Source organism: Sphingomonas sp. SphC10 (assembly GCF_057004845.1).
In genome coordinates this window covers 126,699-147,839 of the sequence record NZ_JBSLMQ010000002.1, presented here as the reverse complement: position 1 = coordinate 147,839, position 21,141 = coordinate 126,699, and the positions used below count along the sequence as shown (strand labels likewise).

Here is a 21,141-nt window from a genome sequence, read left to right as displayed (position 1 = left end):
GCACCGGGCGATCCAGCGGGATCACGGCTTGCGCTCGACGTCCTTCCTGTCGGCCTCGGCCGGCGTCCGGCGAGCCCGCTCGCGGATGCGGCGTTCCAGCGGCGCACCGACGAACAGGACGAGCATTGCAAGGCTCACCCCGCCGATGATGAGCGGCCACACTGCCAACCCCGCTGCCGCGCCGATCGTGGCCGTCACCCAGATGCACGCGGCGGTCGCCAATCCATGCACTTCCTGACCCTGGCCGACCCGCAGCACCGCGCCGGCACCGATGAAACCGACGCCTGTCAGAATGCCCTGCATCGCCCGCCCTGCGGCGTCGGCGTTTACATTTGGCAGGCCACTATGCACGACCGCCTGCACGGCGATGCAGCTCGCCAGACCGACCAGACCCAGCGTTCGCAAGCCCATGATCTGCCGGTTCTCGCGCGAGCGTTCCCAGCCGAGCACCATCCCGGCCGCGGTCGCCACCACCAGCCGCCCGATCGCATCGATCCAGAAGCCGATGTCCGATGCCCCTGACGCTTCGATCATTCGACCAGCACGTGGACGTGATGCCAGGCGGTGCACAGATAGCCGGCGAAGTTCCACATCGTGTCCGGCCGTTCGGGCTGTCCCTGTCCAGCCCCGTCGAAGGCGCGCACGACAAGGTGCTGGCGACCTTTGGCAAGCGTGGCGTCGAGGGTCCAGCGCCGCCAACCCCAGTGCGTCTCCGGATCATCGGCGAACGTCGCCTGTTGCCACTCGCGACCACCGTTTACCGACACTTCGACCCGAGAGACGCGGCGATCATAGGCGATGGCATAGCCCTCGATCCGCACCTCCCCGGCCGGCAGGCTTTCGCCAGAGCCGGGCACGCAGATCGCGGCGTTGAGCGGCATGGCATTGATGGTCAGACCCCGGCTCCAGTCGACGGTGTCGCTCGTCACATCGGCGGGAAACAGCTTGTAGTCGTGCGCCTGGATCGGTGCGTCGGAAGGCATGTCTCGCACCTCGATCCGTGTCAGCCATTTGGCGCTGCGCACGCCGGCATAGCCCGGCACCACCATGCGGAGCGGTGCGCCGTGTTCGGGCGTCAGCGGCTCGCCGTTCATCGCCCAGACGAGGAGGACGTCGGGCTGCCGCGCCTTGCTCATGGCGATCGATACCCCGAACAAGGCTTCCTCGCCCTCCACGTCCACCTCGTCCGCGCCGGTGAACGCCACGAACAGGTCGGACGCATCAGGTGCGCCGACCGCATCGAGCACATCGGCCAGGCGTACGCCGGTCCACTCTGCATTGCCGATCGCGCCGACATCCCAAGGATCACCCGACGTTTTTCCGACCTGCTGGAGGTCAGTGCGCCGGTTGCCGGCGCACTGGAGAACTGCCGTCACCGTCCGCGTGGGGAACGTAGCTTTCAGTTCCTCTACCGAGAAAGAGCGGCTCGCCATGCCCGTCCCGCTCACCTCGATCCGATGATTGGCGGGCAGATCCGGCACTGGCCCGTGGCTGCGCACGTAGAACAGCGCCTGCGGCGTCAGGAACCGCTCGATCAACGCACTGGGCGTCGGCTCGGCGTTGTAGGGATCGGATTTGCGCTCGATCATATCGGTCATGGACGAACAAACGCCGCGGGCACGCGGATCGCTTCAAGTCTTCAAGACCATCACAGACGAAAGGCTGCCGATCGTTCCGATATCCAGATTGGAATGAGCAGATCAAACGGTTGGTCGTATCGATCAGATTGCGCGATATAAGCTGCATGACCCTGGAGCAGCTCAGAATATTCGTCGGTGTCGCGGAGCGCGAACACGTCACCAAGGCAGCGGAGGTGCTGAACGTCACGCAGTCTGCTGCCTCCGGCGCGATTGCTGCCCTCGAAGCGCGCTACGGGGTTCCTCTGTTTCACCGCGTCGGGCGTGGCATCCAGCTGACCGAAGCAGGCCGCGGCTTTCTGGAGGAAGCGCGCGCGGTGCTGGGGCGGGCAGCGCATGCCGAGACGATGCTGGCGGACTATGCCGGGCTTGCCCGTGGTTCATTGCGGATCGTCGCCAGCCAGACGATCGCGAGCTACTGGTTGCCGGCAAAGCTCGCCGCCTTCCACGAACGCCACCCGCAGATCGCGGTTGAGCTCGCGATCGACAACACCGAAGGTGCGGCAGCGCAGGTCCTGAGCGGCGCGGCGGAACTCGGCTTTGTCGAGGGCGAGGTGGACGAACCGGCACTCGCCCACTGGACTGTCGGGCGTGATCCGATGGTGCTGGTCGGCCGCGAGGACGCCGAACGTGTCGACGAGGCCTGGCTGCGCACTGAACGCTGGATCGTCCGTGAGCTGGGATCCGGTACGCGCTCGACCTTCGAGGACGTGCTGCGAACGCGCGGGTTTGATCCGGCCCAGCTGACGATAGCGATGACGCTGCCGTCCAACGAGGCGGTGCGTACCGCGGTCGAGGCCGGTGCCGGCGTTGCCGTCTTGTCGCGATTGGTCGTAGCTCGTGCGCTCAAGGCCGGTGACCTTGTCGAGCTGCCGCTCGGGCTGCCCGACCGCGCCTTTCACGCGCTGCGCCACAAGGAACGCTATCGCACCCGCGCGGCCGACGCGCTGACGGACCTCATCAAGGAGCAGGTCGCATGACTGCCGACACGCACTCCGTTCTGAGCGGCCTCAAGCCGCTCAGCCGGCTCGATCACCCCCGCGAGATGATCCGCCAGTTCACGCCCAACTGGTTCGCCGCGACGATGGGCACGGGCATCCTCGCGCTCGCACTGCCGCAGGTACCCGGCATTGGACCCTCGCTGAAGCCATTCGGCGAGGTGTTGTGGTTCTTCAACATCGCACTCTTCGCGCTGTTCGCCGGCCTCTATGGCGCGCGCTGGGTGATGTTCGGGCATGAGGCGCGGCGCATCTTCGGGCACAACACCGTGTCAATGTTCATCGGGACCATCCCGATGGGGCTGGCGACAATCATCAACGGCTGCCTCGCCTTCGGCATCGCGCGGTTCGGGAATGGCATCGTACCGGTCGCGCAGGTCTTGTGGTGGATCGACGTCGCCATGTCGCTCGCCTGCGGCGTGCTGATCCCGTACCTGATGTTCACCCGCCACGAGCATAGCCTGGACGGCATGACCGCGGTATGGCTGCTGCCGGTCGTCGCTGCCGAAGTGGCGGGTGCCAGCGGCGGGCTGCTCGCGCCGCATCTGGCCGATCCCCACGCGCAGCTAGTCACGCTTGCGACCTCCTATGTGCTGTGGGCCTATTCGGTGCCGGTCGCGTTTGGCATCCTCGCCATCCTCATCCTGCGCATGGCACTCCATAAGTTGCCGCATGAAAGCATGGCGGCATCCTCCTGGCTGGCGCTGGGGCCGATCGGCACGGGTGCTCTGGGCATGCTGGTGCTCGGGGCAGATGCGCCGGCGATCCTCGCGGCGCACGGGTTGGCCGATGTCGGTAGCGTCGCTCAAGGGATCGGCGTTGTCGCCGGACTCTGCCTGTGGGGTTTCGGCCTGTGGTGGCTGGCGCTCGCGACGCTTATCACCATCCGCTACTGGCGCGCTGGTGTGCCGTTCAACCTGGGCTGGTGGGGCTATACCTTTCCGCTCGGCGTCTACACCGTCGCCACCTTCCGCCTCGGCACGACGCTGAACCTCGGCTTCTTCGGCATAGCTGGCACGGTGCTGACAGTCGCGCTTGCGGCGATGTGGCTGCTGGTCGGTGCCAAGACGCTGGCTGGCGCATGGCGGGGCAACCTGTTCGTCTCGCCCTGCATCGCCACCCCGAACTGATCCGCCGTGGTGATCGGATCAGTCGGTTCGATCACTTGCAGAACGCCCCTTCGATCCGCCAGCGTGGCTGGCCACAGGAGAGCCTTGTCATGGACAATTTCGACGCCGGGCTGGCGAGTGAGACCAGCCGTCGCCGCTTTCTTAGGCATGCCGCGCTCGGCAGCGCCGGCCTTGCCGCAGCACCTGCGCTGGCACAGCAGCTCGTCGACCTGAAGCTGCCTGGCGGCAATGCCGAACGGCCGATGACCAGCGCCTTTCCCGGCAAGGGCAGCATGATCCTCCAGCGTGTCCATCCGCCTTTGCTGGAAACGCCGATGGACGTGTTCGACAAGTCGGTGTTCACGCCCAACGACCAGTTCTTCGTCCGCTGGCACTGGGCCGACATCCCGACCTCGATCGATGTCGAGACTTTCCGCCTCAACGTCTTCGGCCACGTCAACCGACCGCTGTCGATCAGCCTCGCCCAGCTGCTGCGCCTGCCGCGGGTCGAGATGGCGGCGGTCAACCAATGCTCGGGAAACAGCCGTGGGCTGTTCCAGCCACGTGTTGCCGGCGCGCAATGGGGCAACGGCGCGATGGGCAATGCCAAATGGCTCGGTGTGCGCCTGCGCGACGTGCTCGACCTCGCCGGGGTCAAGACAGGCGCGGTGCAGGTGCGCTTCGGTGCGCTCGATCAACCGGTCGTGGCGGGCGCCCCTGACTTTGAGAAGGCGCTCGACATCGACCATGCCCGCGACGGCGAAGTGATGATCGCCTTCGGCATGAACGGCGAGCAGCTGCCGCTCCTCAATGGCTTTCCCTGCCGGCTGATCGTGCCGGGCTGGTACTCGACCTATTGGGTCAAGATGCTGAACGCGATCGAGGTACTGCCCGGCCCTGACGACCAGTATTGGATGGCCAAGGCCTACAAGATCCCCGCGACGCCGGGCGCGAATGTCGCGCCCGGCGCCAGAGACTTCCCGACTGTCCCCATCAACCGCATGATCCCGCGCAGCTGGATGACCAGCCTGCCCGATGGCCAGACGATAGCCTATGAGGCATCGATCCCGGTCGGCGGGATCGCGATGGGCGGCGATTGCGGCGTCGCCAAGGTCGATGTGTCGTCGGACGGTGGCCGCACCTGGTACAGGACGACGCTCGGCGCGGACGAGGGCAGGTACAGCTTCCGGCGCTGGGATGGTCGCGTGCCGCTGCGACGCGGGCCCAACCCCATCATGGTGCGCTGCTGGAATACCAACGGCGTCGCCCAGCCGATGAAGCCGATCTGGAACCCGGGCGGGTTCATGCGCGGCAACATTGAGACCACCACCATCATCGCGGCTTGAGGAGCGAGTAGCATGAAGACCCTCTCCCCCGGCGTGCTGGCCGCTGGCCTGATCGGCCTGACCGGCATCATCCTCGTCTCGATCGGCGCGCCGAGCAGCCGCAAGGCGCCCGTTCCGATATCCGAGACGTCCGAGCCGGCGCCGCCCGCCAGCGTGTCGGCGCGCGGCTTTTCGCTTGCCTCAACTAGCGTTGACCTGCCGGTCGACGACGCGACCTATCCCGACGGCCCGCACGCCGACGTTATCAACGCCAACTGCACCTCGTGCCACTCGGCCAGCATGGCGCTGACCCAGCCTGCGCTATCGGCGGACCAGTGGAAGGCGACCGTCACCAAGATGCGTGAGGTGTACAAGGCGCCGGTGGCCGAGAAGGACGTTGATGCGATCGTTGCTTATCTCACCGCTATGCCGAGCCAGAAGGTGGCACCCGCGACCGGCAAGGCGCAGGACCCAGACCCCAAAGTGGCTCCTGATGTCTCAGGTGGAACCGGCTAACCGATCTACTTCCATAATCCCGAAATACCATCGTTTGAGGGAAAGGGGGTGACCGCCGAGGAGTGGTGATTATGAGCAGCCCCCACCGGGTGGTCCGGGTTGATAGTTAGTGCATTGTCGTCTCCGCCGCCATTGCCGGTCGGAGGTGGAGCGAAGCGGAACCGGAGGCCGGCAATGGCGGTGTCGCCGCTTCCGGGGCGGGTGGTCGATAGCCGAGGCTGCTGTGCGGTCGGACAGTGTTGTAGTGACGCCGCCACGCCTCGATCAGCACCCTGGCTTCAGCGAGGGTGTAGAAGATCTCGCCGTTCAGCAGCTCATCCCGCAGCGAGCCGTTGAAGCTCTCGTTGTAGCCGTTCTCCCATGGCGAGCCCGGGGCGATGTAGAGCGTCTTCACGCCGATCTGCCTGAGCCAGGTCTGGACGGCGGCGGCGATGAACTCGCTGCCATTGTCCGACCTGATATGCGCGGGCGGACCACGCTCGATGAACAACTCGGCCAGCGCTGCCAGTACGTCTTCGTGTTTGAGCTGGCGCGCGACGACGAGTGCCAGGCACTCCCTGCTCGCCTCGTCGATAATGGTAAGGATGCGGAACTTGCGTCCGTCATGGGTGCGTTCCTCGACGAAGTCGTAAGCCCAGACATGCCCCGGATACTCCGGCCGCAACCGGATGCACGAGCCATCGTTCAGCCATAACCGGCCGCGTTTCGGCTGGCGCTGCGGCACCTTCAGCCCCTCGCGTCGCCAGATCCGTTCCACCCGTTTATCGTCTAATCGGTCAAGCCGTTTGCCAAGGTGCTCGTAGTCGATCTTCTTTTGCGCATCGTTGTCGTCTTCGAGGTCAGGACGGGTCCAGCCTCAGCATGGCGCCAGATCGCCGGCCTCTCGATGTGGTTCCCGTGTTCCAGATGGTCACGAAGCGGGTCACGAGATGGCCGTGGCCGCACCCTGGCGGGGCGGCAGCTCGGAAAGCAGATATCAGGCCATGGCAGTCACCTTTGGGTCAAAGCCTCGCCCGTCGATCCACATCCGGTGGAGGATCACCGCCAGCTTGCGGGCCAGCGCAACGCGCGCCTTCCAGAAGCCCGATCTCCGGCCGATGGCGGCAGCCCAGTCCTTCAGCGCCGACGCCTGCGAGGTCCGCGACAGCATGACATTGGCCGCTTCGAACAGCAGCTTGCGGGTGAGACGATCTCCGCACTTGGAGATGCGGCCGTTGATGTCGACCTCGCCCGACTGGTAGCGACGCGGAGTGAGACCGAGATAGGCGCCGACATCCTGCGAGCGTCGGAACCGGTGAGGATCCTCGATGGTGGTCATGAAGCTGACGGCCGTCAGCGGTCCGACGCCGGGCATCGTCATCATCAAGCGGCAGGCGCCGCTTTGCCGGGCAACCCGGGCGAGCTGCTTGGCAATGGCAAGCTGTTGCTCCCGCAATGTGCTCAGCATCGCCAGTAGGCTCTCGAACAGTGCGGCGACCACCGGATCGTCCGGCAGCGTTGCCCGGACCTGACGTTCGAAGGTGCCACCCTTCCCGGGTCCGACCAGAATGCCGAAAGTCTTCGCCAGGCCGCGTATCTTGTTGATGAGCGCGGTGCTCATGCCGACCAGCTGGTCTCGCGTGATCAGGAGCGCACGCAACCGGTGCGTATCCATCGAGCGAACAGCGACCGGCCGGTACCAGCCCGAGCGGACCAGCCGTGCCAACCCAAACGCGTCGTTGCGGTCCGTCTTGTTCATCTGCAGCTTCAGCGCTGCCGCAGCATGCCTGGCATGAAGACACACCACCGGCAGCTCTCGCTCGGTCAATGCGTGCCACAACCACACGGTCATCGGGCCCGTCTCGATACCGATCCTCACGGCTCCTGCGGCCCTCCGCGCCAGCACGGCCGCAATAGCGTCCGGGTCCGTTCGCGACTTACCGTCCCATATGCGATCGCCCGTTTCGTCCACGACGCAGATCGCGGTCTCCTTCATCGACACATCTAGGCCAACATAGCAGGTCATCTTCCGTCCTCCTCTTCAGGGGACGACAGGCTATCCCAACGAGCACCGCTCCTGATTACGCCATGTGGTTCACCGACCAACCCGCCGCATGCAGCAGCGCCGTCACCCGGCGATAGCCGTAGCGCCCGTACTGCCTGGCAAGGGCGATGATATCCTCGGTCAGCGCCTCTTCGTCATCTGCCCCGAACGGCACCTTGCGCTGCGTCGACCGGTGCTGACCCAGCATGATCTCAACCTCACGTAGCTTCCCGATAATCTCCTCGGGCTTGTGCTTCTTCGCAGGCATTCGTCGTCCCTTCCTTGGTCCAGACTGTAATAGTCGATGGACCACTCAGAAGGGGGCAGCTCAGACCGGCACATGGTAGTGCGCGGCAGGGTCGGTGACGCGGAACACGGGATCGATCTCGGGGAAGAATGGCACCGCCTTCGCATCCGGGTAGCCTGCCATGTCGAACAGCAGCTTGTAGGTGCGCGGCGCGAACTTCGACGGCTACCTACCCGACGCCGATATCTCGGTTGAAACCGGGCAAACCTATAGTCCTGCATGACGATCTGGCATCTTGCATCACCGCGAGCAGCTATCGAAACCGGCGTTTATCACCTACAGTCCTGCAAGGCAGGGTCGCCGGTCCTGCGAAACCGATGGTGGGGGTGCCGTTGCGACCTGTGTCAGCTGCGATCTGTGTTCCGGTCCGCAACGAGGAGACTGCGTTACCGAAGTTGCTGGAGGCGATCGAGCGACTGGACCTGGGCGACGTCGAGGCTGCCGTGTTCTTCCTCCTTGATAATTGCTCGGATGCGAGCGAGCAGGTAATACTCGAGCATGCTGGTCGCATGGCCCTTCCGTTCACGGTGGCTCAGGGAGACCCGTCCCCTGATGCCAATGCCGGTCGTGCACGCCGGGCCGCCATCGCCCTCGGCCTGCATCATGCGGCGAGCACGCCCCACGGTATTCTCCTGACGACCGACGCCGACAGCCAGCCCCGTGCCGATTGGGTCAGGGCGGCACTGCAGGGCCTGGCCTCGGCCGACCTTGTCGCCGGGCGAATCGTCCGGATCGCAGCGGAGCGGGATCCGGTGCAGGGGAGGGTCGAGCGCTACCTCGATCGGCTTCACGCCTACCGACGATCGGTCGACCCCGTTCCGTGGGACAGTCCGACCGGCTCCCACTGCTCGGGAGGCGCCAACATGGCCTTCCGACCCGGAGCCTATCAGGCGCTGGGTGGCTTCCAGCCGGTGCCATGCGGCGAGGACGCCGCCCTGCTCGACGATGCCGGGCGCGCCGGGTTTCGCGTGCGCCGCGATCCCGGCATGGTGGTTGCGACCTCCTCACGGAGGCTCGGCCGGGCGCCGGGCGGCATGGCGGCTGCGCTCACTGCCATCGACCATCACGGGGCACCCTCAATGCCGCATCCCCGAGGGGCGGCATGGCAATACCGACAGCAGGCGGAGGCGCGCCGCATTTGGGCCGGGCTCCCCGATTCCTTTGTCGCAGCTCGCTTCGGCGACCGTATCGGATTGACCGGTGACCATGTGATCGGCGTCGCGCGCGACTGCCCCAACGCAGAGGCGTTCGCCATGCGTGTCGTGCCGGCGCTGCCCGATATACCCGACGTCACCCTCGCCGAGGCCGAGCATGCCCTGGCAACGCTCGAGCACCAGCTTTGCGAGCAGGCGGTATGACGACGACCAAAGCTCTGCGCCATGCGATCGTCGCGGCAGGGTGGGTGACCGACCCCGCCGGCGATCCGACGACGCCCGAGGCATATCTGGACCTGCTCCGCCCTCTTTACGCTGCGGGACGCCGGGATCTCCCCATCGGGCGCCTGCTGGAGGGGCATGTCGATGCGGTGCAAATCGTGTTTCGATACGGCACGTCGTCCCAGGTCGCTGCGTTGCGGGCGCGGATCGCTGCGGGAGCGATGCTGGGTGTGTGGAATGCGGGCCTGCCGGGTGAGTCGCTGGTGCTTACCGGCGGACGGCTGACCGGCGGCAAGGGCTATGCATCGGGGGCGGGGATACTGACTCACGCGCTGGTAACCGCGGATAGCGAACGCGGGCCGCAGCTGCTCCTGCTCGACCTGGATGCCGATCCGCCTGCCATCGATCGGGAGTGGTGGCAGACGATCGGCATGCAGCGCTCGGAGACACATCTGGTGCGCTGGTCCGGCTCTGTGATCCGTGAAGACGGCCGTATCGGCGAGCCCGGCAGCTATGCGCGGGAGCCGTTCTTCAGCGGAGGCGCGCTGCGCTTCGCCGCGGTTCATGCCGGGGGCATCGCCGGCCTGCTCGATGCAGTGCGTGACCACCTGACCACCCACGAGCGCGCTTCCGATCCGTTCCAGGCATCGCGCCTCGCCGACCTGTTCCTGCTTGCCCAGGGTGCAGCGGCGAGCATCCGCGACACGGCGGGCGCCTGGTTCAGCGGGACGGATGCGGAACGCCTCGCCCGGGTGTCCGCTGCGCGGCTATCGATCGCCGGCTCTGCCGAGCGCGCCCTGACGATCGCGCAGGAGGCGGTGGGGCTGCAGGGATTGTTCCTATCGCATCCGCTGGCGGCAAAGATCGCCGATCTCATGGTGTACCTGCGCCAGCCTGCGCCCGACGCGCATCGCTTTCGCGTCGGCCAGGCTGTCGCCGAGCACATCCTCGACCCCATTCTGTGAGGATCCCGCTGCGAAACGTACGTGTCGCGCTGGTGATCGCCCCGCACCCGGATGACGAGGTCATCGGCGCGGCAGGCCTCATTGCGCGGCTTCGCCGCCATGGAGCTCGGGTCCGGGTTGCGGTCGTGACCGATGGTGCCGCGTCTCACCGGGGCAGCCGACAATGGCCGAGAGCGCGACTGGTCGCGGCGCGCCAGCGTGAGAGCCTTCATGCGCTACGTCGTCTCGGCATCGTTGCTGGCGACGTCTCGTTCCTCAATTTGCCCGATGGCCAGTTGCCCTCGATCCCGGGACGCTGTTATCGCGCGCTGCGCCGCCAGGTCGCACGATGCCGGGATCTCGATCTCATCGTCGGACCGGCCTGCGATGACGACCATCCCGATCACCGCGCCGTAGCAGCGGCCGTCGCCCGATGCCCGGGTGGCGCCGGTCGGCTGACCTACCGCGTGTGGCCGCCTCGCCCGGACAGGTCCGGACCGGCATGGCGCATCGCTGTGCCCGGAGGAGTTCCGGTTAAGCGGTCGCTGATCCGCGTCTACCGGACGCAGCTCGGCGCCGTTTCCGATGATCCAGCAGGCTTCACGATCGCGAGACACGAGCTTGCGGCCTTTGCTCGTCCGGTCGAGCGCTACCGGCCGGGTTCGAAGTGACGAGCCCGATCGATCTTGCCGGGTTCGCCGCCAAGTTCGCCGGCGACGACGATCCCTGGCGCACCTTCACCGCCCGTGACGAGGCGGTGAAGCGTGCCGCGATCCTGCACGCGATAGGTCACCGACCGGTCGGACGGGTGCTGGAGCTGGCCAGCGGCAACGGATCCAACAGTGCCGCGATCGCGAGGATGGCGTTGTGCCTCGATGCGACCGAGGGCACGAGGGAGGGGGTCGACCTGACGGCACGCGCCGTCGCGGCCTGGCCTCGTGCGTGCGCATCGCTGCTCGTGCTCCCCGGTCGACCGCCACGTCTCGTCTATGACGTGATCGTGATCGCCGAGATCCTGTATTACCTCTCAGCGCGAGAGATGGCCCGGGTTGCGCGTGAGATGGCCGCTCGCCTGCGGGGAGACGGCACCATCGTGCTCGCGCACCACAGGATCGACTACTACGACTTCGCCCAGCACGCGGCAGGAATCCACGCCCGGTTCCTCGCAGAGACCGGGCGTCGTTGGACGGTTCGCACCGTGCGCCGCACCCGCCGCTGGGTCGTCACCGCGGCCCGCGCCGACGGTGTGCCCCGATCCCCTTGAACGCGAGCGAGGCAGCACGTCCCACGTCCGTGCGATATGAGGCTTGCCGTTAAGTGGAGCGGCAGGACGTCCACCTGCCGCTCCCGCCAGGGTCGTCAGGCCGCCGCGTCGAGATCGACCTTCATCTCCCGAGCCCAGAACCTGAGGTCACGACAGGTCGTGACGAACGCCTTGACGTCCTTGCTCTTGCTTAGGGCTACGAAGCCATCGTCAAGCTCCGGCACCCGAGAAGCGTCGAACAACGTGGCGGCTGCATCGGTGTAGCCGATGAACTTGCAGTGGCCGAACGCGTCCGCCACGAAGTCCTTGGAGGCCGCATCCTTGGCGAGCATCGCAACCCCCTCCTCGGACGGGAGCACCGCGACGGCATCGAACAGGACCGAAGGTCCGCCGTCGATCTTCTGCTTGGCCGCGACCTTGGTGCCGTCGTCGAGCGTGACCCCGCCGATCTTCGGCGCGACCACCTCCCAGACCGCGCCTTCGGCTTCCAGCGCCTTCGTCAGCGCATTGAACAGCTCGGCGCTCGACCCATCGGTCAGCAGCAGGCCCATCTTTCGCCCGGCGAAATTCGCCGGGCCGTTGGCGACGATCGAGAGCGCCGACGATGTCGGCAGGTCTAGCGTCGGCTTGGCCGCCTTGGCGGCGTCCGGCAGGTCAAGGCCGAGCCCGTCCGCGACGGTAGCGGCGAGATCCTCGTCGATGTTGCGCAGGTGGCTGACCGCCCGGGCCCGGATGTCGACACGATCTACCTTCGACAGCTCGAACACCAGCGCGTCGCCGATGTGCTTCTGCTCGATCGGCTGCTGGCTGAGATAGAACTGCCGCGCCTGGCTGTAATGATCGGCAAAGGTTTCGGACCGAACCCGCTGCTTAGTCCCCTGAACCTCGGCGGGGAAGCTGGTGAAGCCGATCTCCGCGTTCTCGCGCGGACCGCCTTCCGCGCCCCAGCTGTTCGGCTCATAGTTCACGCGCCCCTTCGGATTGCGCATCGCCATGTGGCCGTCCTGCTGGAAGTTCATCACCGGACAGCGCGGGGCATTGATCGGCAGGTGGGTGAAGTTCGGGCTGCCGAGCCGCTTCAGCTGGGTATCGAGATAGGAGAAGTTGCGGCCGTGCAGCAGCGGGTCGTCACTGAAGTCGATGCCCGGCACGATGTTCTGCGTGCAGTAGGCGACCTGCTCGGTTTCGGCGAAGAAGTTGTCGACGTTGCGATTAAGCGTGAGCGTACCGACGATGCGGACCGGCACGTCCTCCTCGGGGATGAGCTTGGTCGAGTCGAGATGGTCGAAGGGAAGCTTGTCGGCGGTTTCCTGATCGAACAGCTGGACGCCGAGATCCCATTGCGGGAAGTCACCGCTCTCGATCGCCTCCCAGAGATCGCGGCGATGATAGTCGGGATCGGCGCCGCTGATCTTGACCGCTTCGTTCCACAGCACCGACTGGAGCCCCTGGCGCGGCTTCCAGTGGAACTTGACGAAGGTCGACCTGCCTTCCGCGTTCACCAGGCGGAAGCTGTGGACGCCGAAGCCCTCCATCGTGCGGAAGGAGCGGGGGATCGTGCGATCGGACATGATCCACATGATCATGTGCCAGGCTTCCGGGGTGAGGCTGGCGAAATCCCAGAAATTGTCGTGTGCGGTTTGCGCCTGGGGGAACGCCCGGTCGGGCTCCTGCTTAGCCGCATGGACCAGATCGGGGAACTTGATGGCATCCTGGATGAAGAACACCGGGATGTTGTTGCCGACGATGTCCCAGTTGCCCTGCTTCGTGTACATCTTGACGGCGAAGCCGCGCACGTCGCGCGCCAGATCGCGCGAGCCCTTGTTGCCCGCTACCGTTGAGAAGCGGACGAACACCTCCGTCTGCTGCCCGACCGTGCTCAGCACGTCGGCGCGGGTGTAGTCGGCCAGACTGTCGGTCAGCTCGAACACGCCGTGCGCGCCATAGCCGCGTGCGTGGACGACGCGCTCCGGGATGCGCTCGTGATCGAAATGGAAGATCTTTTCGCGGAGGATGAAGTCCTCGAGCAGCGTGGGGCCCCGCAGACCCGCCTTGAGACTGTTCTGGGCGTCCGCGATCGGGATGCCCTGCTGCGTGGTCATGGTAAGTGCCGCGTCCGAGGTCGTCTGGCGGGTTTCGCCGCCATGGCCCTGCTGCTCGGCATAGTTCGTCGGCTGGTCGGCACCCGCCGGCAGCGGCGGTGCCTTCTTGGCCGTCTCGCCCTTGAGTTTCACCGCGTCGCTTTTGATGCTCTTGCGTGCCATGGACGTAATCCTCCGATCATGCCCTTAATGCCACCAGCGCCACGGCGATGCGAGGCATAAATCTTTGTAGCGACTGGGAACCGACCCGGAGGACCGAAATCAAGTTATGTCAGTCGAGCATGGTCGCCGGTTCGGACGACAGGCGCGGGCTCGGCAACGTAAGTGTTCATGGCTGCGCGGAACCCGACTGCGGCTTCCTTGGTCCTGGATCACAGCCAGGGAAAGCCGATATGAGCCGGTTGGAGATGTCTTAACGCCTTGCCGTTAGCCGAGCATGATGTACTCCCAGGTCGTACAGGTTTTCGACTGCGTCCGGCACGACCACGATCTGTGGTTGGTGCTGCTCGCCGGCCTGGTTTGCCTCTGCGGAATCTATGCGTCCTTTGCCCTGGCCGACCATGCCATACGCTCAGGGCGGAAGACGCGCAGCCTGTGAGAACCTATCACCATCGTGTCGGCCGGCTGCACGGCCTGGGCGACCCACTTCATTATCTTGCTGGCTTTCAAGCCGGGCATGCCGTCTGCGTTCAACCCGCTGGCCGTACGGCCGTTTTACGGCCGCTCGTTGATGTAAACGAATCAAATGGACAGGGACCCATGCCGCGGCTCAAGGCGTTGAGCGTCATAGACATGGCCCTGACGACAGGGACATGCACTCAGATGAGGAAACGACATGCGCGCACTATGCTGGCACGGTAAAGGCGATGTCCGCGTCGACACCGTTGCGGATCCCGAGATCAAGCACCCGCGCGATGCGATCATCAAAGTAACCGCCTGCGCGATCTGCGGGTCGGACCTTCACCTGCTGGATGGCTACCAGCCCACCATGGAGGCCGGCGACATCCTCGGCCACGAGAACATGGGCGAGGTCGTGGCGCTCGGGTCCGAGGTCACCAACCTCAAGATCGGGGACCGGGTGGTGGTGCCGTTCACGATCAGCTGCGGCGATTGCTGGTTCTGCAAGAAGGGTCTGTTTGCGGCCTGCGATCGGACCAATCCGAACGCCGAGATGGCCGCCAAGGCGATGGGCCATTCGCCCGCCGGGCTGTTCGGCTTCAGCCACATGCTGGGCGGCTACTGCGGCGGTCAGGCGGAGTATCTCCGCGTGCCGATGGCGGATGTCGGTCCGATCAAGATTCCCGACAACGTTACCGACGAGCAGGCCCTCTTCCTATCGGATATCTTCCCGACCGGCTACATGGCCGCCGAGAATGCGCAGATCGAGCATGGCGACACCGTCGCGATCTGGGGCTGCGGTCCGGTCGGCCAGTTCGCCATCCGCTCCGCGCTGATGATGGGCGCCGGCCGCGTGATCGCGATCGACGAGGTGCCCGAGCGACTCGCCATGGCGGAGGCCGGTGGCGCTGAGACGATTAACTTCGCCGAAACCGATGTCTACGACGAGCTGCAGGCGCGAACCAAGGGCCGGGGCCCCGACAGCTGCATCGATGCTGTCGGCTGCGAGGCGGCCGCGCACGGGGCGGCGAACGCGGTCATGGACAAGGTGAAGGCAAGCATGATGCTCGCCACTGATCGCGTCCACGTCCTGCGGCAGGCGATCATGAGCTGCCGCAAGGGCGGCACGGTCTCCGTGCCCGGCGTCTACGTCGGGATGGGTGACAAGCTTCCGATCGGTGCAGCGATGAACAAAGGACTAACGATCAAGCTCGGCCAAACCCACGTGCAGCGCTATACTAGACCGTTGCTGGAAAAAATCGTCGCGGGCGCGATCGACCCCAGCTTCGTGATCACCCACCCGGCCAGTCTTGAAGACGCGCCAGAAATGTACGCTAAATTCCGCGACAAGGAAGAAGGTGTGATCAAGGTTGTTATGCGCCCGCACGGTTGATTGGCGGAATAACCGGGAACAGGACGCTTATCGATGCCGATCGACACCGCCGCTTTGGAGCACGTGTAGCGGCGGTGTCGATCAGCTTGCGACCAAGTATGTCGGCAGACCTAGGGTCAGGACTCGTTGACCATAGCGAACAGCGATGGCCGACGCACCAGGAAGCGAAGCGCCACTTGGCGTGCGGTCGTGCCGTGGCTGGCCGCGATCTCCTCCAGCACGCGCCCGCCAGGGGTGCGCGGGCCGGGGAAGTCGCCCTGGCCGAACGGGCTGTCGGCGCCCGGCCGCGCGAACTTCCCATGATTTAGGCCCAGGACGCCTTCCGTGGAGCTCGAGGCGCTACCATCGGAACAAGGAGAGAAAAGATGCACAAGGCACTGTTCGTAGGCATTGAAGCCGGGCCGACCCACCAGGAAGATGCCGCTGAATTCCTCCGGGGTGCGCTGGAGCCGGTCGAGCATGAGCAGGACACGCGGCACTGGTACGCGCTGCGCTTTGGCCCCGCCGACTTCGCCATCTTCGATACCTTCCCCGGCAATGCCGGCCGGCTGAAGCATCTGTTCGGCACGGTCGGCCGGGCGCTGGTCGTGAAGACCTTCACCATCCTCAACGGATTGCCGGAGATCGAGCCGGCCGACATCCTCGCCCTCAAGGTGCCGGCGGCGGACGCCCTGCCGCGCTTGGCCCTGCATGTTCCGCTTGAAGCACGGGACGGTGCGGAGGAAGAGGTTGCCCGCTTCCTCCAAGGAGCCCGATCGGCCGTGGAGCGGGAGCCTGGCACCCTGTCGTGGTACGCTCTGCGTCTCGGAAAGACTCGGTTCGCCATCCTCGATACCTTCGCCGACGAGGCAGGGCGCGAGACGCATCTGTCGGGCGAAATCGGCACGGCGCTATCCGGAAGCGCTGCTTCGCTGTTCGCCGAGCCTCCCCAGATCCACCGCGCACAAATCTTGGCGTTCAAGATTGCATCCGCTGGTGATGAGGAGAGGACGAGCAGGAACACGTCGGTCGCGCGGCCCCTTGAGAGAGGGACAGTCTGATGGACACGAAGCAGAAGGTGCTCGTTGGAGCGGCCGTCGCCAGCACCGCGGCAGCCGGGGCCGCGTTCGCGTTCAAGTCCGCGGGCACGGATTCGAAGCTCACCAAGGTCGCGTGTCCGCCGTCAGCACCAATGGCACAGATTTGAGGTTGTGATTTAAGGAGGATCTGGGCTTCGTCGTAGTGACGAAGGAACGAAGATGAAGCCCAGATCCTCCAATGTAAAATCGCCCGCCAAGGCCTCAGCAGAGCGGGTAGTGAACCGTGGATTTGAGGGATGCACAGCTCCCTGGGGTCGATTGTCGTTAGCGGCAAACCATTGAACATCGGGTATGGTCAGTTCCGTCCGCTCACGGACGTGCTGATCGGAAAAGCGCTCTCTACCGCCACAAGCGGTGTAGAGGGCGACTAGGTGCTTGGTCGCAAGATCCTTCTCCAAGCTGCGGGCACCCGCAATTTGGGCGAAGCTCGATCGCCCCAATAGGGAGCCGTAGCGCTCAGGGCTGACGCGCTTCAGAAGCCAACAACACGGCGTGCGTCATGCACTATAGTCAGCCGGCGGGCGTGGTGCGTCGCACCCCGTGCTCGACGGAGACGACAGCGCTTCGCAACGCCTACGGAGTGCGGTGATATGAGGGTCGCGGTGTGGTCGGTAGCGGGATTGCTGCTAGTGTCCTGCTCGCCGAACGCACCGCAACCCGAGGTCCCGGCCGGCTGGAAGTCGGTCGGGATCCCTTCGTGCTGCACGGTCGCCATTCCATCAGATGCGACTCTGAAGGCGGGAAAGGACCCGGTAGACGATCCGGTGTTCCTGCTGCGCGGGCCGGGCTACGAAGGCATGTTCACAGTGACAGGCCGAGGATCGGCGCTGCCGATCGCGAGCTCCGGGACCAACTACAAAGCGGATCAGCTCACGCTCGACGGCCGCCCCGCAGGCGTAGCTTCCTACCGTGTCGCCGACCCGAACTATCCCGAGCGCCGCAGCCTTCTGTGGACGTTTGCTGGGCGGAACGACGGATCGGGGAAGAACCTGGTGCTTGATCTTTCCTGCAAGGAAACGGGTTGTGCCGTATTCCTGCCTATGATCGGCTCCCTCGACGCAAAACCATGAATACTCGCTGCCTTATGGGTCAATGCCGACCGGGAAGCCGATCCGGCTTGTCGGCCGGCTGGAGCGTTCGTTATGGGGCGACGACGACTTTGGCCGGTTCCAGCTAGACGACGCCGCGGTCATCGCAGTCGACGGGCCACGTTGAGGCGGGCCCGGCTGGGCCGAAGGTCGAGCCCACGGGTTGGGTAGGCGGGATAACGACGCAGCCGCTACGATCGGGGCGGTTCCTTTATACCGGCTGGGGCATGAAGAGAATCCTATCCCGACCATTGATCCCAAACGGGACGATCGCGGCCAGCGCAGTTCGACGGGTTCGGTCATAAACGTATATCTGTGCCCATTCTATGCGCCGTCCTCTGTTCGCGAAAACCTTCCTTTCTGACGACCTTGCCGGCGGGCCATGACCGCAACGCATTTCTGCGGCCTGCTGCTTGTCAAAACTGTTCTGAAAACCTTCTTCGCAAAAGCGGCTGCCGGCGACGGGTTTGGAGAACCCATTGGCAGGAAGCGTGAGCACGACGCCCCGTTTGCAAGCAGCGCCGGATGATGGCGAGCACATTGGCAGATAATTCGAGCAGGATGCCACCTGCCAGTGGCAGAGAGCGTGAGCAGAAAAACCGGCTGTTTGCGAGCAGACGCCGCTACGATTGCAAGCGCCTACATCTACCGGCCAGAAGCCCACCGTATCCTGATCCTGCGCTTTCTTGGCCCCGGTCAAGATCATGATCGCGCGCTCCAATTGGTGTGAGCGATCGCTTGCTAGGGATTGATCGGAGCGAAGGCGGGCCAGTCACGACTTTTGAGGCCGGGCTGTGACAGGAAGCTCGGGCCGTCCAGCAACAGCGTCATGCGCGTGTAGCCGATCCTGAGGGATTCGAGCGGCACCGCTCGCAATGTCTCTTCAAGACCGGCATATCGCTCGTCCGAGATCACCACATAGTTTATCCTGCCGGTCGAACATTCGATAAGGGCCTCGACAACCCGGCCCAGATTCATCCCGCTCTTGTCATCAACCGCCATGCCGATCAGGCCGGTCGCGGTGAACAGGTTCGGCGTATCGGATCTTTGGCTGGCTGTTTCGGCCGATCGGCCGCCATCCTCATATTTGGTCTGCTGCCCCAACCATCGCCAGATACCAACTAGGTTCGTCAGCATCAGGAATCCATTGGTGGCAACCAAGGCTGTCTGTCCTGTGGCGTAGCCCAATGTGGTCCAGCAAACCGAGCTGATGCTGAACACCACGAAGCCCCAGCCCGTCACGCGCGCGCCCAGGTTGGAAGCCGTCATCATCGCCGCGATCATCGTCGCGATCGTGGCGATCCAACCGACGAGACTTATCATTGTCCCACCCCTCGCTGCGGCCCGCGTGCGGGCGGCGCAACCGGCAACGCCTTCACGCCGGCTGCGCCGACGCTTCCGTTGTCGGGAGCGAAACAGCCGCCTCGCTCGTCAACAGCCGGAAGGTGAAGCTCTCTTGCAGGTACAGCTCGACCGCCTCGGCGGTGTGGCTGAGATAGCCGATCGACAAATCCTGTCCGAGATCGAGTTCGAAATCGCCGCCCCGCGTTGTCAGGACGACGCCGCCCATGATGCCCGGCGCCCAGATGATATCGCCGTCCACCAGACGATTGATGTGCTGGAGCACCGGATAGCCCTCCTCGCTGCCGCCGCTGATCGCGGTGAACGGATCATCGCCCAGCACCAGTCGATAAGGCCCCTCGACCCCGGCAAGGCGCAACCGATCGACGGCTTGGGCGACGATGGCGGGATATCCGGCGACGGCCGTGGGCAGCGGCACCGGCTCGTTGCTCGCGCCGGGACGGATGCCGCCGATATCGGCAGCGGCATAGCCATCAAAGATCGCGCGATTTTCGGCAAAGGCGATCGTGCGGGCGGCTTCCTTGAGCGGTTGCCAGTCCGAATCCTCGGAGCCGCGCTCCACATCGTCGATCGCCGCGCGGGTCAGCGTGAAGGGCACGCGCAGTTCGACCACGGCGTTGACCGCACGCCGCACGGCTTGGACGCCATCGCTGGGCGCATCGATCGGCTTGGTGTGGCCCGTTCCCACGGCCGCGAGCGTGGCCCCCTTCGGTTCCGGCACGTCCACGACGCGGCGCGCGGCCAGATAGCGCTTGAGAGTTCGGGTCGCTTCTTGGTCGATTTGCGCCCAAGCGGCGTCGGAGATGGGGGCGAGTTCGCGATGGAGGTTATTCATGTCCTGCCTCATCTTTGAGTGATCCAATGCGCAGCGATCCATCCGATGCTGACGAGGGCTCCGGTGCCGGCGCCGTGGATGCGGGCGCCTCGGCTACCGCCTCATCGCCATCGGCCGTGGCTGGCTCCGGCGTTACCTCGTCCAGAAAATCAGCCGACGGCACGAAATAAAGCGAGCCGGTCACGGCCCGGCTAACATCGAGCAAGCGATCGTAATTGCCGGGTGGCAAACCGATGAACATATTGTCGAGCATCCGCTCGATGCGGGTCGGCGAGCGGGCGTAACCGATGAAATAGGTGCCGAACTCGCCCTTACCAACATCGCCGAACGGCATGTTATCGCGCAGGATCTGGAGTTGCTCGCCGTCCTCCTCGATGTTGGTGAGCACGTTATGCGCGAAGCTCGGCTTGGCCGCCTCGTCCAGCTCGATGTCCGACAGCTTCTCGCGCCCTACGATCTTCTCCTGCTGCTCCACGGGAATCGCGTTCCACTTGTCGAGGTCGTGGAGGTATTTCTGGACGATCACATAGCTGCCGCCAGCGAAGACCGGATCGTCCGCCGCCCCGATCACCGTGGCATCTCTGGCTCCCTGCTCGACGGGGTTTTCCGTCCCGTCGACAAATCCCAGCAGGTCGCGATCGTCGAAGTAGCGGAAGCCATGCACCTCGTCCGTCACCGAGGCGAAGCCGGCGAGACGCTTCACGATCTGCGCCGCCATCTCGAAACACAAATCCTGACGCGCGGCGCGAATGTGAAACAGCAGGTCGCCGGGCGTCGAAGGCGCATGATGGACGCCGCGGATTTCCCGGAACGGATGCAGTTCCTTCGGCCGCGGCGCTCCGAATAGCCGGTCCCAAGCATCGGAGCCGATCCCCATGATGCAGGAAAGTCCGCCGTCTGCCGCCCGGAAGCCCACGCCACGAACCAGCGACGACAGGATGGCGCAAAGACCCCGCACCCCCGCTTCCGGCTTCTCCCCGGCGCCCATCGAGACGACCAGAAAGATCGCAGCGCGGGTAAGCCGGGCATCGACGGCCTGGGAACGAGCGGTAACATCTTGAGAGACGGTAGAAGGCACGTTCAACTCCCTGAATGGTCGGGCAGGACCATCGCTATCACATCCCAGCAAGACATGGCCGGTGCTCGATCATCGGGATCGCCACAC

At 65.0% G+C, this 21,141-nt stretch carries 21 protein-coding genes and 3 pseudogenes; 13 read left to right on the top strand and 11 right to left on the bottom strand.

Annotated features, from left to right (window positions below; genetic code table 11):
• Nucleotides 1-21 precede the first annotated feature (21 nt).
• Nucleotides 22-534: an MgtC/SapB family protein gene (locus ACWKSV_RS18420; RefSeq protein ID WP_093008093.1), complete on the bottom strand. Its 513-nt coding sequence runs from the start codon at nt 532-534 to the stop codon at nt 22-24.
• On the bottom strand, nt 531-1,598 hold the full coding sequence (locus tag ACWKSV_RS18415; RefSeq protein ID WP_058733711.1) for a molybdopterin-dependent oxidoreductase: 1,068 nt from the start codon (nt 1,596-1,598) through the stop codon (nt 531-533). The genes ACWKSV_RS18420 and ACWKSV_RS18415 overlap by 4 nt, the downstream gene beginning before the upstream one ends.
• Before the next feature lie 146 nt (nt 1,599-1,744).
• Here ACWKSV_RS18415 and ACWKSV_RS18410 point away from each other — a divergent pair, with 146 nt between their 5' ends.
• The 4 genes from ACWKSV_RS18410 (at nt 1,745) to ACWKSV_RS18395 (ending at nt 5,585) form a co-directional block, all read left to right on the top strand.
• The gene (locus ACWKSV_RS18410; protein WP_058733710.1) at nt 1,745-2,617 is read left to right on the top strand and encodes a LysR family transcriptional regulator; all 873 of its coding nucleotides are present in this window, start codon (nt 1,745-1,747) and stop codon (nt 2,615-2,617) included.
• Nucleotides 2,614-3,765 carry a TDT family transporter gene (locus tag ACWKSV_RS18405; RefSeq protein ID WP_093008091.1) on the top strand — a complete coding sequence of 384 codons (1,152 nt, stop codon included), beginning with the start codon at nt 2,614-2,616 and terminating at the stop codon, nt 3,763-3,765. The genes ACWKSV_RS18410 and ACWKSV_RS18405 overlap by 4 nt, the downstream gene beginning before the upstream one ends.
• Nucleotides 3,766-3,854: 89 nt before the next feature.
• Nucleotides 3,855-5,090 carry a molybdopterin-dependent oxidoreductase gene (locus tag ACWKSV_RS18400; protein WP_093008089.1) on the top strand — a complete coding sequence of 412 codons (1,236 nt, stop codon included), beginning with the start codon at nt 3,855-3,857 and terminating at the stop codon, nt 5,088-5,090.
• A 12-nt stretch (nt 5,091-5,102) separates the two neighbouring features.
• Entirely contained in the window at nt 5,103-5,585 is a 483-nt protein-coding gene (locus ACWKSV_RS18395; protein WP_058734567.1) for a c-type cytochrome, read from the top strand.
• A 106-nt stretch (nt 5,586-5,691) separates the two neighbouring features.
• Here ACWKSV_RS18395 and ACWKSV_RS18390 read toward each other — a convergent pair.
• The 4 genes and pseudogenes from ACWKSV_RS18390 to ACWKSV_RS18375 form a co-directional block, all read right to left on the bottom strand.
• Nucleotides 5,692-6,357: pseudogene (locus ACWKSV_RS18390) on the bottom strand (IS3 family transposase); the annotation flags it as partial.
• Between the two features lie 204 nt (nt 6,358-6,561).
• Nucleotides 6,562-7,590 carry an IS110 family RNA-guided transposase gene (locus tag ACWKSV_RS18385; RefSeq protein WP_020493465.1) on the bottom strand — a complete coding sequence of 343 codons (1,029 nt, stop codon included), beginning with the start codon at nt 7,588-7,590 and terminating at the stop codon, nt 6,562-6,564.
• A gap of 67 nt (nt 7,591-7,657) precedes the next feature.
• A pseudogene (locus ACWKSV_RS18380) lies at nt 7,658-7,816 on the bottom strand (IS3 family transposase); the annotation flags it as partial.
• A 120-nt stretch (nt 7,817-7,936) separates the two neighbouring features.
• Complete coding sequence (locus ACWKSV_RS18375) at nt 7,937-8,038, bottom strand: peptidase associated/transthyretin-like domain-containing protein (RefSeq protein ID WP_018250468.1); 102 nt, start codon at nt 8,036-8,038, stop codon at nt 7,937-7,939.
• A 272-nt stretch (nt 8,039-8,310) separates the two neighbouring features.
• Here ACWKSV_RS18375 and ACWKSV_RS18370 point away from each other — a divergent pair, with 272 nt between their 5' ends.
• The 4 genes from ACWKSV_RS18370 to ACWKSV_RS18355 are packed head-to-tail and all read left to right on the top strand — an operon-like array spanning nt 8,311 to nt 11,499.
• Nucleotides 8,311-9,273: a glycosyltransferase family 2 protein gene (locus ACWKSV_RS18370; RefSeq protein ID WP_242417094.1), complete on the top strand. Its 963-nt coding sequence runs from the start codon at nt 8,311-8,313 to the stop codon at nt 9,271-9,273.
• On the top strand, nt 9,270-10,256 hold the full coding sequence (locus tag ACWKSV_RS18365; RefSeq protein ID WP_010408761.1) for an acyl-CoA dehydrogenase family protein: 987 nt from the start codon (nt 9,270-9,272) through the stop codon (nt 10,254-10,256). Before ACWKSV_RS18370 ends, ACWKSV_RS18365 begins: the two co-directional genes overlap by 4 nt.
• 32 nt (nt 10,257-10,288) lie before the next feature.
• Nucleotides 10,289-10,906, top strand: a complete 618-nt coding sequence (locus ACWKSV_RS18360) for a PIG-L deacetylase family protein (RefSeq protein ID WP_205499333.1) — start codon at nt 10,289-10,291, stop codon at nt 10,904-10,906.
• The gene (locus ACWKSV_RS18355) at nt 10,903-11,499 is read left to right on the top strand and encodes an SAM-dependent methyltransferase (protein WP_010408767.1); all 597 of its coding nucleotides are present in this window, start codon (nt 10,903-10,905) and stop codon (nt 11,497-11,499) included. Before ACWKSV_RS18360 ends, ACWKSV_RS18355 begins: the two co-directional genes overlap by 4 nt.
• Nucleotides 11,500-11,594: 95 nt before the next feature.
• On the opposite strand, the gene ACWKSV_RS18350 is transcribed toward ACWKSV_RS18355, so the two are convergent.
• A complete protein-coding gene (locus ACWKSV_RS18350) occupies nt 11,595-13,763 on the bottom strand; it encodes a catalase (protein ID WP_018250473.1) in 2,169 nt (722 codons plus the stop codon).
• 673 nt (nt 13,764-14,436) lie between these two features.
• Between ACWKSV_RS18350 and ACWKSV_RS18345 the strand changes: the two genes are divergently transcribed.
• On the top strand, nt 14,437-15,612 hold the full coding sequence (locus ACWKSV_RS18345; protein WP_018250476.1) for a zinc-dependent alcohol dehydrogenase: 1,176 nt from the start codon (nt 14,437-14,439) through the stop codon (nt 15,610-15,612).
• A 119-nt stretch (nt 15,613-15,731) separates the two neighbouring features.
• Here the strand turns inward: ACWKSV_RS18345 and ACWKSV_RS18340 are convergent.
• A pseudogene (locus ACWKSV_RS18340) lies at nt 15,732-15,890 on the bottom strand (aldo/keto reductase); the annotation flags it as partial.
• Between the two features lie 87 nt (nt 15,891-15,977).
• On the opposite strand from ACWKSV_RS18340, the gene ACWKSV_RS18335 reads away from it, so the two are divergent.
• The 4 genes from ACWKSV_RS18335 (at nt 15,978) to ACWKSV_RS18320 (ending at nt 18,308) form a co-directional block, all read left to right on the top strand.
• Nucleotides 15,978-16,652 carry a putative quinol monooxygenase gene (locus ACWKSV_RS18335; RefSeq protein WP_010408781.1) on the top strand — a complete coding sequence of 225 codons (675 nt, stop codon included), beginning with the start codon at nt 15,978-15,980 and terminating at the stop codon, nt 16,650-16,652.
• A complete protein-coding gene (locus tag ACWKSV_RS18330; RefSeq protein WP_018250478.1) occupies nt 16,652-16,798 on the top strand; it encodes a hypothetical protein in 147 nt (48 codons plus the stop codon). Before ACWKSV_RS18335 ends, ACWKSV_RS18330 begins: the two co-directional genes overlap by 1 nt.
• A 483-nt stretch (nt 16,799-17,281) precedes the next feature.
• Entirely contained in the window at nt 17,282-17,761 is a 480-nt protein-coding gene (locus ACWKSV_RS18325) for a hypothetical protein (RefSeq protein ID WP_231376736.1), read from the top strand.
• Nucleotides 17,762-18,161: 400 nt separating this feature from the next.
• Nucleotides 18,162-18,308 carry a hypothetical protein gene (locus tag ACWKSV_RS18320; RefSeq protein ID WP_191864868.1) on the top strand — a complete coding sequence of 49 codons (147 nt, stop codon included), beginning with the start codon at nt 18,162-18,164 and terminating at the stop codon, nt 18,306-18,308.
• Between the two features lie 212 nt (nt 18,309-18,520).
• Here ACWKSV_RS18320 and ACWKSV_RS18315 read toward each other — a convergent pair whose 3' ends face one another.
• The 3 genes from ACWKSV_RS18315 to ACWKSV_RS18305 are packed head-to-tail and all read right to left on the bottom strand — an operon-like array spanning nt 18,521 to nt 21,054.
• Nucleotides 18,521-19,102: a PRC-barrel domain-containing protein gene (locus ACWKSV_RS18315; protein WP_017980849.1), complete on the bottom strand. Its 582-nt coding sequence runs from the start codon at nt 19,100-19,102 to the stop codon at nt 18,521-18,523.
• Between the two features lie 52 nt (nt 19,103-19,154).
• Nucleotides 19,155-19,976 carry a family 1 encapsulin nanocompartment shell protein gene (locus ACWKSV_RS18310; protein ID WP_017980848.1) on the bottom strand — a complete coding sequence of 274 codons (822 nt, stop codon included), beginning with the start codon at nt 19,974-19,976 and terminating at the stop codon, nt 19,155-19,157.
• A complete protein-coding gene (locus ACWKSV_RS18305) occupies nt 19,969-21,054 on the bottom strand; it encodes a Dyp-type peroxidase (protein ID WP_026151879.1) in 1,086 nt (361 codons plus the stop codon). The genes ACWKSV_RS18310 and ACWKSV_RS18305 overlap by 8 nt, the downstream gene beginning before the upstream one ends.
• Nucleotides 21,055-21,141 lie beyond the last annotated feature (87 nt).